This window comes from Streptomyces sp. CO7 (genome assembly GCF_053474865.1).
This window is the reverse complement of record NZ_JBRIOU010000003.1, coordinates 259,304-271,871: the sequence shown is the minus strand read 5'-3', so window position 1 is coordinate 271,871 and position 12,568 is coordinate 259,304. Positions and strand designations below refer to the sequence as shown.

General features: G+C 69.5%; 10 protein-coding genes, 1 pseudogene and 1 riboswitch. Of the genes and pseudogenes, 2 read left to right on the top strand and 9 right to left on the bottom strand.

The window, feature by feature from the left end:
• Window positions 1–275: 275 nt before the first annotated feature.
• Window positions 276–392: riboswitch (SAM riboswitch) on the bottom strand.
• Between the two features lie 96 nt (window positions 393–488).
• The 5 genes from trpD to ctaE all read right to left on the bottom strand — a co-directional run bounded on the left by trpD (window position 489) and on the right by ctaE (window position 5,950).
• Window positions 489–1,553: an anthranilate phosphoribosyltransferase gene (gene trpD / locus ACOV8S_RS11105; protein WP_448317616.1), complete on the bottom strand. Its 1,065-nt coding sequence runs from the start codon at window positions 1,551–1,553 to the stop codon at window positions 489–491.
• Between the two features lie 190 nt (window positions 1,554–1,743).
• The gene (gene qcrB, locus ACOV8S_RS11100; protein WP_448317615.1) at window positions 1,744–3,384 is read right to left on the bottom strand and encodes a cytochrome bc1 complex cytochrome b subunit; all 1,641 of its coding nucleotides are present in this window, start codon (window positions 3,382–3,384) and stop codon (window positions 1,744–1,746) included.
• The gene (gene qcrA / locus ACOV8S_RS11095) at window positions 3,381–4,451 is read right to left on the bottom strand and encodes a cytochrome bc1 complex Rieske iron-sulfur subunit (protein ID WP_448317614.1); all 1,071 of its coding nucleotides are present in this window, start codon (window positions 4,449–4,451) and stop codon (window positions 3,381–3,383) included. The genes qcrB and qcrA overlap by 4 nt, the downstream gene beginning before the upstream one ends.
• A complete protein-coding gene (gene qcrC, locus ACOV8S_RS11090) occupies window positions 4,448–5,257 on the bottom strand; it encodes a cytochrome bc1 complex diheme cytochrome c subunit (RefSeq protein WP_448317613.1) in 810 nt (269 codons plus the stop codon). Before qcrC ends, qcrA begins: the two co-directional genes overlap by 4 nt.
• A 72-nt stretch (window positions 5,258–5,329) precedes the next feature.
• Window positions 5,330–5,950 carry an aa3-type cytochrome oxidase subunit III gene (gene ctaE / locus ACOV8S_RS11085; protein WP_448317612.1) on the bottom strand — a complete coding sequence of 207 codons (621 nt, stop codon included), beginning with the start codon at window positions 5,948–5,950 and terminating at the stop codon, window positions 5,330–5,332.
• A gap of 231 nt (window positions 5,951–6,181) precedes the next feature.
• On the opposite strand from ctaE, the gene ACOV8S_RS11080 reads away from it, so the two are divergent.
• A complete protein-coding gene (locus tag ACOV8S_RS11080) occupies window positions 6,182–6,583 on the top strand; it encodes a hypothetical protein (protein WP_351114421.1) in 402 nt (133 codons plus the stop codon).
• Between the two features lie 92 nt (window positions 6,584–6,675).
• On the opposite strand, the gene ACOV8S_RS11075 is transcribed toward ACOV8S_RS11080, so the two are convergent.
• The 4 genes and pseudogenes from ACOV8S_RS11075 to ctaC form a co-directional block, all read right to left on the bottom strand.
• Window positions 6,676–7,944: an Ig-like domain-containing protein gene (locus ACOV8S_RS11075; protein ID WP_448317611.1), complete on the bottom strand. Its 1,269-nt coding sequence runs from the start codon at window positions 7,942–7,944 to the stop codon at window positions 6,676–6,678.
• A 164-nt stretch (window positions 7,945–8,108) separates the two neighbouring features.
• Window positions 8,109–8,507, bottom strand: a complete 399-nt coding sequence (locus ACOV8S_RS11070) for a cytochrome c oxidase subunit 4 (protein WP_448317610.1) — start codon at window positions 8,505–8,507, stop codon at window positions 8,109–8,111.
• Window positions 8,504–10,236: pseudogene (ctaD, locus tag ACOV8S_RS11065) on the bottom strand (aa3-type cytochrome oxidase subunit I). The gene ACOV8S_RS11070 and the pseudogene ctaD overlap by 4 nt, the downstream one beginning before the upstream one ends.
• The gene (ctaC, locus tag ACOV8S_RS11060) at window positions 10,233–11,195 is read right to left on the bottom strand and encodes an aa3-type cytochrome oxidase subunit II (RefSeq protein ID WP_448317609.1); all 963 of its coding nucleotides are present in this window, start codon (window positions 11,193–11,195) and stop codon (window positions 10,233–10,235) included. Before ctaC ends, ctaD begins: the two are co-directional and overlap by 4 nt.
• A gap of 345 nt (window positions 11,196–11,540) precedes the next feature.
• On the opposite strand from ctaC, the gene ACOV8S_RS11055 reads away from it, so the two are divergent.
• A partial coding sequence (locus tag ACOV8S_RS11055; protein WP_448317608.1) for a cysteine desulfurase family protein occupies window positions 11,541–12,568 on the top strand: 1,028 nt, incomplete at its 3' end.

Below are 12,568 nucleotides of genomic sequence, written 5' to 3'. Positions count from 1 at the left end.
CTCCTGTGAGCCAGTGCGCGGTCCCGGCGGGCGGCGGCACGCGAGCGGCAGCCGGGTCGCCGGTGGACGGCGTCCCGGCCGGCTCGGCGGCGGCACGGGCCGACGGGCGCGGACACGGAAGGGAAGAAGGGGGAAGGACGCGACTCGAAGGCCTGCCCGACGGGGCGCACCGCGGAAAACCGCGTGAAAAAGGGAGCGCCCCGGGCGGTCAGGCCCGTCGCATTCGTCGGCTCATGGAAAACTCCTCGGCGACCAGGACCCCTGATGTCGCGAGAGGTCCGCGCTTGCCATGAACCTTGCTGTCCACGGCCTGGTCCTCACCCGGGGCACCCCGCCACGGACGGAGGGTTGCCGGACAGCCGGCCGGGGCCTGATGGCTGTCACTCGTGACCTGCTCCGCATCCTGCCACAGCGCGCGCACGCACGCGAGGCGCGGTCCGGCATGCGGACCGCGCCTCGTACAGATGTGCCCAACGGCCCTGCCAAGCTCAGGCGTTGCTGGCCATGACCCATCGCTCCAGGGTCTGCCGGGCGGCGCCGGAGTCCAGGGAGTGCGCGGCCCGGTCCATGCCGGCCCGGATCTGCTCGGCGAGCGTGCCCTCCCCCGGCTCCAGGGCGACCAGCGCGGCTGCGGAGTTCAGCAGGACGGCGTCGCGCACCGGGCCCTGCTCGCCGGCCAGCAGGCGGCGGGCGACGTCCGCGTTGTGCGACGGGTCGCCGCCGCGCAGCGCCTCGATCGGGGCGTACTCCACGCCCACCTCACGGGGGTCGAACAGCTCCTCGCGGACCTGCCCGTCGCGCACCACCCACACCCGGGAGGGCCCGGTCACGGTGAGCTCGTCCAGGCCGTCCTCGCCGCGGAAGAGCAGCGCGGAGTTGCCCGCCTCGGCGAAGACGCCCGCCATGATGGGCGCCATCCGCAGGTCGGCCACACCGATGGCCTGCGCCTTGACGCGGGCCGGGTTGGTGAGCGGGCCCAGGAAGTTGAAGGTGGTGCGGATCCCCAACTGCCCGCGCGCGGGGGCCACGTGGCGCAGCGCCGGGTGGAACTTCACCGCGAAGCAGAAGGTGATGCCGGCCTCCTCGGCGACCTCGGCCACCCGCTGCGGGGTCAGCTCCAGGTTGACGCCGAGCTTCTCCAGCACGTCGGAGGCGCCACTGGCCGAGGAGGCCGCCCGGTTGCCGTGCTTGACGACCTTCACGCCGGCGCCCGCGACCACGATCGCGGACATGGTGGAGATGTTGACCGTCTTGGCGCCGTCGCCGCCGGTGCCCACGATGTCCACGGCCGGGCCGGCCACGTCGATCACCCGGGCGTGGGCGTACATCGCCCGCACCAGGCCGGTGATCTCCTCCACCGTCTCGCCCTTGGCCCGCAGCGCGACCGCGAAGCCCGCGATCTGGGCGTCGGTGGCCTCGCCGCGCATGATGCGGTCCAGGGCCCAGAAGGTGTCCTCGGCGCTCTGGTCGCGGCCCTCCAGCAGACCGTTGAGGACGGCCGGCCAGGAACGGCCCGCCGCGTTGTCGCCTCCAGCGGGGGTCACAGCGCTCATCTGCCGCTCCTGATCGTCTCGGTCCGGCGGCCCGCCCGGGCCGCGGGTTCACGGTGGCGCCCCGGTCCACGGGGCACTTCCCACCCTATCGATCCCGGGAACGGCGAAGAGCCCCGTCCGGGTGACGGACGGGGCTCCTGCCGTGGCGATCAGTTGATCAGTCGGCGACCGGGGTGGCGGACCCGGTCACTCAGTGGTGACCGTGGCCGGCCTCGATCTCCTTGAACTCCTCCAGCGTGGGCTTCTCGATCTGGTTGCCCTCGCCGTAGTACGCGCGGCTCAGCTTGGCGCGCACCTTCTCCGACGCCTTCACCTTGCGCTCGACGCCGTTCTCGTCGACCGCCGGGCCGATCTCGGCCGGCTTGTACTGCTCGTGCGCGGTGAGGGTGTGCAGCTGCTCCTGCGAGAGGGGCTCGTGCACCTCGATGAACTCACCGTGCGGCAGGCGCTTGATGATGCCGGTCTCGCGGCCGTGCAGCACCTTGTCCTTGTCCCGGCGCTGCAGGCCGAGGCAGATGCGCTTGGTCGCGATGAACACCAGCACCGGCACCACGAACATGCCGATCCGGACGAACCAGGTGATCGCGTTGATCGACAGGTGGAAGTGGGTCGCCCACAGGTCGTTGCCACCGCCGACGAGGAGCACGAAGTACAGCGCGATCCAGGCGGCGCCGAACGCGGTACGCGTCGGGGCGTTGCGCGGGCGGTCCAGGATGTGGTGCTCGCGCTTGTCGCCGGTGACCCAGGACTCGATGAACGGGTAGACCGCGATCGCGACCAGGACCAGACCGAAGACCATCAGCGGGATGAACACGCCCAGGACCAGGGTGTGGCCCCAGAAGTTGATCTCCCAGCCCGGCATGATGCGGATCAGGCCCTCGGAGAAGCCCATGTACCAGTCGGGCTGCGCGTTGGTGGACACCTGGTCCGGCCGGTAGGGGCCGATCGCCCAGATCGGGTTGATCGTGGCGATGGCGGCCATGGCCGAGATCACGCCGAACACCAGGAAGAAGAAGCCGCCGGCCTTCGCCATGTACACCGGCAGGAGCGGCATGCCCACGACGTTCTTCTCGGTGCGGCCGGGACCCGCGAACTGGGTGTGCTTGTGGTAGAAGACCAGGATCAGGTGCGCCACCATCAGGCCCAGCATGATGCCCGGCAGCAGCAGGATGTGGATCGAGTAGAAGCGGGCGATGATGTCGCCGCCCGGGAACTCGCCGCCGAAGAGGAACATCGACAGGTAGGTGCCGACGATCGGCATCGACAGGATCGCACCCTGCATGAAGCGGATACCGGTGCCGGAGAGCAGGTCGTCCGGGAGCGAGTAGCCGGTGAAACCGGTGAACATGCCCAGGACGAGCAGCAGGAAGCCGAACAGCCAGTTGACCTCACGCGGCTTGCGGAACGCGCCGGTGAAGAAGACGCGCATCATGTGCACGAGCATGCCGGCGATGAAGACGACCGCCGCCCAGTGGTGGATCTGCCGGATGAGCAGACCGCCGCGCACCTCGAACGAGATGTTCACCGTCGACTCGAACGCCTGGGACATCAGCTGTCCCTGCAGCGGCACGTAGGAGCCGTGGTACTCGACCTCGGCCATCGACGGGTGGAAGAACAGCGTCAGGTACACACCCGTGAGGATGATGATGATGAAGCTGTACATGCACACTTCGCCGAGCATGAACGACCAGTGGTCGGGGAAGATCTTGCGCATGTTGGCCTTGGCCAGGGAGTAGATCCCCAGCCGGCCGTCGGCCCAGTCGGCTACGCGCTCGCCGGCCGGGGCCTTCCCGCGGGAGCGGGAGGACTCGTTGCTGGCTGCATTACTCATGATTCTCCGCGCTCCCAGAAGGCCGGACCGACGGGCTCCTCGAAGTCGCCGAGCGCCTCGAGGTAGCCCTCGTCGTTCACGCCGATGCGGAGCTGCGGCAGGGCGTGACCGGCGGGACCGAAGATGACTCGGGCGCCGTCGGCGAGGTCGAAGGTGGACTGGTGGCAGGGGCACAGCACGTGGTGCGTCTGCTGCTCGTACAGCGAGATCGGGCAGCCCACGTGGGTGCAGATCTTGGAGTACGCCACGATGCCCTCGTGCGACCACTCCAGCTCGCGCTTGTCCTTGATGTCGTTCGGCTCGAGCCGGACGAGCATCAGGGCCGCCTTGGCGATCTCCTTCTGGAAGTCGTGGTCGTGCTCGTGCAGACCCTCCGGCATGGCGAAGGTCAGGGAGCCCACCGCGATGTCCGAGGGACGCAGCGGCTCCTCGGTGTTCACGTTGACGAGCAGCTTGCCCTTCGACCACATGGTGTGCCGCAGCTTGGTGCCGGGCAGCGGGCCGAGCTCGCGCAGCAGCACGACGCCGGAGAGCGGGACCAGGGTCAGCGCGCCCAGCAGCGTGTTGCGCATGAGCTTGCGCCGGCCGAAGCCGATGCCCGACTCGGTGACGCCGTCACGGAAGTCGGAGAACACCTGCTCGCGGACCTCCGGGGAGGCCTCGATCGGGTGACGCTCGGCGGCGACCTCGACGTCGGACATCAGGGTGCGGGCCCAGTGGACCGCGCCCGCGCCGATCGCGAAGAGCGCGACGCCCAGCGTCATGCCCAGCGAGAAGTTCAGCGCGCTGATGTGACCCAGCGGGAAGACGTAGATCGTCTTGTCCACCGGCAGCGCGACGAAGGCGGCGATGAAGCCGATGGTCGCCAGCATCGACAGGGTGAAGAGGGCGGCGACGATGCGCTCGGAGCGCTTCGCGGCCTTCTCGTCGACGTCCTGGATGCGGTGCTCGTGGGGCGGGAGCCCCGGGTCGGCGAACGGGTTGTCCTTGTCCGCCACCCCCAGCGCACCGTGTGCGTGGGCCTGCTTCTGCGGCAGGTTGTCTTCGGAAATGTCGTGGCTACTCATGACTTCTTGGCCTTTGCGGTCCGAGCGGCGACCCAGATGGCGACGGCGACCAGGGCGCCGAGACCGAACACCCAGCCGAACAGGCCCTCGGCGACGGGACCGAAGCCACCGATCTTGAGACCGCCCGGGCTCACGGTGTCCTCACCGTTGACCGCCTGGAGGTACGCGATGATGTCCTTCTTCTCCTGCTCGGGCATGGTCGTGTCCGGGAAGGAGGGCATGTTCTGCGGGCCGGTCAGCATCGCCTGGTAGATGTGCTTGGGGGCCACGTCCGAGAGGTCCGGCGCGTACTTGCCGTGGGTCAGGGCGCCGCCCTCACCGGTGAAGTTGTGGCACTGGGCACAGTTGGTGCGGTAGAGCTGACCGCCCCGGGCGACGTCCGCGCCCGCGGGGTCGTACTGCTCGGGTTCCGGCTTCGCCGGGCCGGCGCCCAGGGACGCGACGTACGCCGCGAGCTGGTCGGTCTCGGCCTGGTTGTACTTGGCCGGCTTGTCGGGGACCTGCGCGCCCGGCTGCTGCGCGGGCATGCGGCCGGTGCCGACCTGGAAGTCGACGGCGGCGGCGCCGACGCCGACCAGGCTAGGACCGTCGGAGGTGCCCTGACCGCCGGTGCCGTGGCAGCTTGCGCAGCCCACGGTGTAGAGCTTCTTGCCCTCGTCGATGGCGAGGGACTGGGCTGTTTCTTCGGCCTGCGCCTCGCCCGCGGGCGCGAACGCGGCGTACAGCCCCCCCGTGGCCGCCAGCGCGAGGATGAGGACGACGATCGCCGCCAGCGGATGGCGTCGTCGTGCGGAGAGCTTTTTCACGGATTACCCCGGTGTCAGGATCTTCTGCGTCGATGCTTCTGGAATGGGAGCGGCCGGGTACGGCCCGCCCGACTACTTGATCATGTAGATCGTGGCGAAGAGGCCGATCCAGACGACATCGACGAAGTGCCAGTAGTAGGACACGACGATCGCGGCCGTCGCCTGCTCGTGGGTGAACCGCCGGGCCGCGTAGGTACGGCCCAGGACGAACAGGAAGGCGATGAGGCCGCCTGTCACGTGAAGTCCGTGGAAGCCGGTGGTCAGGTAGAACACGGACCCGTACGGGTCGGACGAGAGCGTCAGGCCCTCGTGCGCCACCAGGGCCGAGTACTCGTAGACCTGACCGCCGACGAAGATCGCACCCATGATGAAGGTGACGATGAACCACGAACGGAGCTTCTTCACGTCGCCCCGCTCGGCGGCGAAGACGCCGAGCTGACAGGTGAGCGAGGAGAGCACCAGGATCGTGGTGTTGACCGCCGAGAACGGGAAGTTCAGCAGGTCGGCCATTTTCGTCCAGTGATCGGTACCCGTAACCGATCGCAGGGTGAAGTACATCGCGAAGAGGGCCGCGAAGAACATCAGCTCGGAACTCAACCAGATGATGGTTCCGACGCTGGTGAGGTTCGGCCGGTTGACCGACGGGTGCGCGTGCCCGGTTTCTACTGTCGTTGCTGTCGCCACGACCGACATTATGTCGGTCGCTTATCCCGCCCTCACTCCCGGGGGTGCCGTTCGGAGTGTCTGGGCCCCGGGACTGGGCCGTACGGCCCGGTTGTGGGGACCGTACGGCCCGGTCGCGGGGCCCGGCGCGGCGCGCCGGAGCCGTCGCGAACACGTGTGAAGAGCGGTGCCGCGAGGGGGTGGTGAGGAGTAGCATCCGCGGCATCGGTACCCGACGTTCCCAATCTTGCGGAGGCACGGATGCAGGCGACCGCGACGGTGCTGCTCTACAGCGACGACGCCAACACCCGGGAGCAGGTCCGGCTCGCCGCCGGACGCCGGCCGGCCGCGGACGTGCCGCTCGTGGAGTTCGTCGAGTGCGCCACCCCGGAGGCGGTGGTGCGTGAGCTGGACAGCGGCGGGATCGACGTCTGCGTCCTGGACGGCGAGGCCGTCCCGATGGGCGGGATGGGCGTCTGCCGCCAGATCAAGGACGAGATCTTCCGCTGCCCGCCGGTGCTGCTGCTGATGGCCCGCCCCCAGGACGCCTGGCTGGCCACCTGGAGCCGGGCGGACGCGGCGGTCACCATGCCGGTGGACCCGGTGGAGCTGGCGGACGCGCTGGCCGGTCTGCTGCGCCGCAGGGCGGCTCTGGCGGGCTGAGCCCTCACGACGTGCGGGGAAGGGGCGGTCCGGCCCGTACGGCCGGACCGCCCCTTCCCGCGTCTCCCGGTCCCCTTGGCCCCCGCGCCTCCTCAGAGCGACTGCGGGGACAGCCGGGCCCGGTCGGCGGGCGTGGGGGCGCCGGCCGAACCGCCGAGCGCGGAGCCGGACTTCCACTTGTCCCAGTCCAGGTTCCAGTCGCCGAAGCCGTTGCCGAACGTCTCCATCATGTCGCCGTCGGAGTTGGCCACCTCGACCACGTCGCCCTCCTTGACGTTGTCGAAGAACCACTCGGCGTTCTCGGTGCTCATGCCGGTGCAGCCGTGGCTGACGTTGGCGACGCCCTGCGAGCCGACCGACCAGGGCGCTGCGTGCACGTACTCGCCGCTCCAGGTCACCCGGGTGGCGAAGTGCACCGGCAGGTCGTACGACTCGGCGCTGCCCTCGGCGATGCCGACGCTGGTGCCGCGCATGCGTACGAAGCGCTCCTTGGCGAGCACCACCTTGACGCCGTTGCGGGTGTCGAAGCCGGGCTTGCCGGTGGTCACCGGGAGGCTCTTGATCTCCTCGCCGTTCCTGTAGACGGTCATCCGGTGGGAGCCGGCGTCGGTGAGGGCCACCACCTTGTCGCCGATGGTGAGCTCCAGCGGCTCGCCGCGGCCGCCCCACAGCCGGTCGCCGACCTTCACGCCCTCCAGGTTGCTGCGCACCCGGACGGTGGCGTGGGCGGGCCAGTACTCCCTGGGGCGGAAGTGGAGCTCCTTGTCGTCCACCCAGTGCCAGGAGCCCGCCACGGCGGGCGTGGACTCCACCCGCAGGGCGCGCTCCACCACGGCCCGCTGGGCGGGGCTCTTCACCGGGGTGTTCAGCTCGGCCGTGACGGGCTGTCCGACGCCGTAGGTGCCGGTCTTGGGCCCGAACTTCACGTCCAGCAGGTGCTTGGCCGTCGGCTTGCCGGTGGAGAAGTTCAGCACCTTGCGTCCGGGCGCGCCGTCCTCGTCCACGGTGCTCACCCGCACCGTGTACCGGGCGTTGCCGGCCAGCGGGGTGGTGCTGTGCCAGCGGCGGCCGTCCGCGGAGAGCTCACCGGCCAGGTACCGGCCGGTCGCGTCGACGGCGGTGACGTCGGTGATGCGGCCCTCGAAGGAGTCGGCGGTCAGCTCGACGGGTTTGTCGGGGTCCGCCTTCCGGCCGCTGCCTATGGGTCCCTTGAGCACGATGCCGTTGGCCGCCTGGTAGGCCTCCGGGGCGGCGAGGGGTTGTTCGGAGGAACCGCATGCTGCGCTGGTGACCGAGAGTGCGGTGGCCAGCAGGGCGCCGGCTGCGGTTCGGGGGCGGGTGCGCGCGGTCGTGTGGTTCATGCCACCACGCTAGGGAGCGGCGCGGTCACGGGCAGCGCGTGATGCGCCTTTCGGGTGACGGCCGACGGCCGGGCGTGGCGCGGCACGACGGCGCCCCGGGTCTCCGTGCGGAGACCCGGGGCGCCGGGAGTGTTCAGCGAGGTGCGCCTCCGAGGAGGCGGGGCTCACTGGGTGCGGTTCTCACCGCGGTAGTACTCGAACACCCAGCCGAAGAGGCCGACCAGGATGAACGGGGCCGAGAAGTACATCAGCCACCAGCCGACCGCGACCGACAGGAAGGCGAACGCGCCGCCGAGACCCAGCAGCAGCGGCTGCCAGCTGTGCGGGGAGAAGAAACCGAGCTCGCCGGCCTCGTCCGCGACGTCGGCCTCCTTGTTGTCCTGCGCCAGGGTGTCGATCCGCCGGGCCGTGAAGGCCAGGTAGTAACCGACCATGAGGCACAGGCCGAAGGCCAGGAAGAGCGCCGTGGTGCCCGCGGGCTCCATCGACCACAGACCGTAGACGACAGCCACGGCCAGGATGAAGACGCTCAGCCAGATGAACATCTTGCCCTGGATCTTCACTTGCCGGCCTCCTTTCCACCAGCGAGAGCACCGGACTCGACATCGCGGTTCTCGAGTTCGTCGTAGGCCGCGAGGTCGGGGTGGTGCAGGTCGAACGCCGGGGATTCACTGCGGATCCGCGGCAGGGTGAGGAAGTTGTGCCGCGGCGGCGGGCAGGAGGTCGCCCACTCCAGCGAACGGCCGTAGCCCCACGGGTCGTCCACGCCGACCGGCTTGCCGTACTTGGCGGTCTTCCAGACGTTGTAGATGAACGGCAGGAAGGAGAGGCCGAGGACGAACGAGCCGATGGTGGACACCGTGTTGAGGGCGGTGAAGCCGTCGGCGGCCAGGTAGTCCGCGTAACGGCGCGGCATGCCCTCGGCGCCCAGCCAGTGCTGCACCAGGAAGGTGCCGTGGAAGCCCACGAACAGCGTCCAGAAGGTGATCTTGCCCAGACGCTCGTCGAGCATCTTGCCGGTGAACTTCGGCCACCAGAAGTGGAAGCCGGCGAACATCGCGAACACCACGGTGCCGAACACCACGTAGTGGAAGTGCGCCACCACGAAGTAGGAGTCGGAGATGTGGAAGTCCAGCGGCGGCGAGGCCAGGATCACGCCGGTGAGACCACCGAAGAGGAAGGTGACCAGGAAGCCCACCGACCAGAGCATCGGCGTCTCGAAGGACAGCGAGCCCTTCCACATGGTGCCGACCCAGTTGAAGAACTTCACACCGGTCGGGACCGCGATCAGGAAGGTCATGAAGGAGAAGAACGGCAGCAACACGCCGCCGGTCACATACATGTGGTGCGCCCACACCGTCACGGAGAGACCAGCGATCGCGATGGTCGCGCCGACCAGACCCATGTAGCCGAAGATCGGCTTGCGGGAGAAGACCGGAATGATCTCGGAGACGATGCCGAAGAACGGCAGCGCGATGATGTACACCTCGGGATGGCCGAAGAACCAGAAGAGGTGCTGCCACAACAGGGCGCCGCCGTTGGCGGCGTCGAAGATGTGGGTGCCGAACTTCCGGTCGGCCTCCAGCGCGAAGAGCGCGGCGGCGAGGACCGGGAAGGCGAGCAGGACCAGGACACCGGTCAGCAGCACGTTCCACGTGAAGATCGGCATGCGGAACATGGTCATGCCCGGCGCACGCATGCAGATGATCGTGGTGATGAAGTTGACCGAGCCGAGGATGGTGCCGAAGCCGGAGAAGGCCAGACCCATGATCCACAGGTCACCGCCGAGACCCGGCGAGTGGATGGCGTCGGACAGCGGGCTGTAGGCGAACCAGCCGAAGTCCGCCGCGCCCTGGGCGTGAGGAAGCCGCCGACCGCGATCGACGAGCCGAACAGGTAGAGCCAGTAGGCGAACATGTTCAGCCGCGGGAACGCCACGTCGGGCGCGCCGATCTGCAGCGGCATGATCCAGTTCGCGAAACCGGCGAACAGCGGCGTCGCGAACATCAGCAGCATGATCGTGCCGTGCATCGTGAACGCCTGGTTGAACTGCTCGTTCGAGATCAGCTGCGTGCCCGGGCGCGCCAGCTCGGCGCGCATGAGCAGCGCCATCAGGCCGCCGATCAGGAAGAACACGAACGAGGTGACCAGGTACATCGTGCCGATGGTCTTGTGGTCGGTGGTGGTGAGCCACTTGACCACGACATTGCCCGGCTTCTTGGTCCGGACCGGCAGCTCGTCCTCGTAGTGCGAGCCCGGCGCGGCACCCTGGGGTTGGTTGAGGATGCTCACAGTACGTTCGTCTCCCGGTTCTTCTCGTGGCTCGTCTGAGCGATGCCAGCGGGAACGTAACCGGTCTGCCCCTTCTCAGCGAGGTCCTTGAGGTGCTGCTCGTAGCGCTCGGGGGAGACGACCTTCACGTTGAACAGCATGCGGGAGTGGTCGACGCCGCAGAGCTCGGCGCACTTGCCCCGGAAGGTGCCCTCCTCGTTCGGAGTCACCTCGAAGACGTTGGTGTGTCCCGGGATCACGTCCTGCTTCATCAGGAACGGGAGGGTCCAGAACGAGTGGATGACGTCACGCGAGGTGAGAACGAAGCGGACCTTCTGGCCCTTGGGGAGCCAGAGCGTCGGACCGGGGTTGCCGGTCTGCGGGTTCCGGGTGGCCGGGATGCCGAAGTCGTTGACGCCGCCGGCGTTGTCCGGGAACGCCTTCCGGAACTTCTCCGGAATGGCGTCCAGGGCCTTGTCGGTCTTGGCGTCACCGGTGACACCCGGGACGTCCTCGATGTAGTTGAAGCCCCAGCTCCACTGGTAGCCGACGACGTTGATGGTCACGTCGGGCTTGTCCGCGGTCTCGAGGAGCTTGGCCTCGTCGCGGGCGGTGAAGTAGAAGAACACCGAGACGATGATGAGCGGGACGACCGTGTACAGCGCCTCGAGAGGCATGTTGTACCGGGTCTGCGGAGGTACTTCCACCTTGGTGCGGCTGCGCCGGTGGTAGAACGCGCTCCACAGGATCAGTCCCCACACGAGCACGCCGACGGCGAGCGCCGAGGCCCACGTGCCCTGCCACAGGAAGAGAGTCCGCTCGGCCTCTTCGGTGGTCGGGGTGGGCATGCCCAGGCGAGGGAAGTCCCTCCAAGTTGTGCAACCAGTCGCGGTCGCCAGGACCAGGCCCGCAGTCAGTGCCTGCAGCAGCTTCCGCCGCATCGGGCGCCGCGGCGAGCGGTCGGAGCCGTTGGGACTCACGTAGCGCCTTCCCGAGAGTCTCGCCCGCGCTGGTTGGCTGCGGCCTTAACGCTGGTCGGTCGCCGTCCTGCGTCGGGCAGGGGTTTGGATGTTTATGCGGACCAAACCCTACTGGACGCTTTTTGGGGTCGCGCGAGGAGGGTCCCCCAACGCGCCGCCCGACACCCCGAAGGGGTGGCGACGTGGACGGATGTCGTGTCACCGCGCCCGTGACGGCGCGTCGTTTTCACCCGTTTGACGGTCTCTCGCCCGGGTGCGGCGAGAGGTGGCGGGCGGCTCCGCGGCCGTCCGGCGGGACCGTCCGGCCTCGCGAATCAGGGCCGATGGGCCCGGTAGCGTTCGGGCGTGCCGTACTTCGACGCCGCCTCCGCGGTTCCCCTCCATCCCGTCGCCCGCCAGGCGCTTCTCGCATCGCTCGACGAGGGGTGGGCCGATCCGGCGCGCCTCCACCGGGAGGGCCGCCGGGCCCGGCTGCTGCTGGACGCCGCGCGCGAGGCCGCCGCCGACGCGGTGGGCTGCCGCCCGGACGAGCTGACCTTCACCTCCTCGGGGACCCGGGCCGTGCACACCGGCGTGGCGGGCGCGCTGGCCGGGCGGCGGCGGACCGGACATCACCTGATCGTGTCAGCCGTCGAGCACTCCTGCGTGTTGCACGCCGCCGAGTCGCACGAGGCGGACGGCGGCGAGGTGACCCGTGTGGGGGTGGACCGGGGCGGCCGCGTCGACGCGTCGGTGTTCGGGGCGGCGCTGCGGAAGGACACCGCGCTGGCGTGTCTGCAGTCCGCCAACCACGAGGTCGGCACCCTCCAGCCGGTGGCCGAGGCGGCCGAGGCGTGCCAGGAGGCCGGGGTTCCGCTCCTGGTGGACGCGGCGCAGTCGTTGGCCTGGGGGCCGGTGGACGGGGCCTGGTCGCTGCTGGCGGCGAGCGCGCACAAGTGGGGCGGGCCGGCCGGGGTCGGGCTGCTGGCGGTGCGCAAGGGGGTGCGGTTCTCGGTTCCGGGGCCCTCGGACGACCGGGAGTCGGGGCGGGCCCCGGGGTTCGAGGACATCCCGGCGGTGGTCGCCGCGGCGGCCTCGCTGCGGGCGGTGCGGGCCGAGGCCGCCGCGGAGGCGGCGCGGCTGAGGGAGCTCACGGAGCGGATCCGGGCGCGCGTCCCGGAGGTGGTGGCGGACGTGGAGGTGGTGGGCGACCCGGTGCGGCGGCTGCCGGGGATCGTGACCTTCTCCTGTCTCTACGTCGACGGGGAGGCGCTGCTGCACGAGCTGGACCGGGCGGGCTTCTCCGTCTCCTCCGGTTCCTCCTGCACGAGCAGCACGCTGGTGCCGAGCCATGTGCTGAAGGCGATGGGGGTGCTGAGCGAGGGGAACGTGCG

What these genes read in the sequence shown, in the direction of transcription:
- ACOV8S_RS11080 (WP_351114421.1), top strand. Translation starts at nt 6,182, where the DNA reads ATGCAGGCGACCGCGACGGTGCTGCTCTACAGCGACGACGCCAACACC.
- ctaE (WP_448317612.1), bottom strand. Translation starts at nt 5,950, where the DNA reads ATGTCGGTCGTGGCGACAGCAACGACAGTAGAAACCGGGCACGCGCAC.
- trpD (WP_448317616.1), bottom strand. Translation starts at nt 1,553, where the DNA reads ATGAGCGCTGTGACCCCCGCTGGAGGCGACAACGCGGCGGGCCGTTCC.
- ACOV8S_RS11075 (WP_448317611.1), bottom strand. Translation starts at nt 7,944, where the DNA reads ATGAACCACACGACCGCGCGCACCCGCCCCCGAACCGCAGCCGGCGCC.
- qcrA (WP_448317614.1), bottom strand. Translation starts at nt 4,451, where the DNA reads ATGAGTAGCCACGACATTTCCGAAGACAACCTGCCGCAGAAGCAGGCC.
- qcrB (WP_448317615.1), bottom strand. Translation starts at nt 3,384, where the DNA reads ATGAGTAATGCAGCCAGCAACGAGTCCTCCCGCTCCCGCGGGAAGGCC.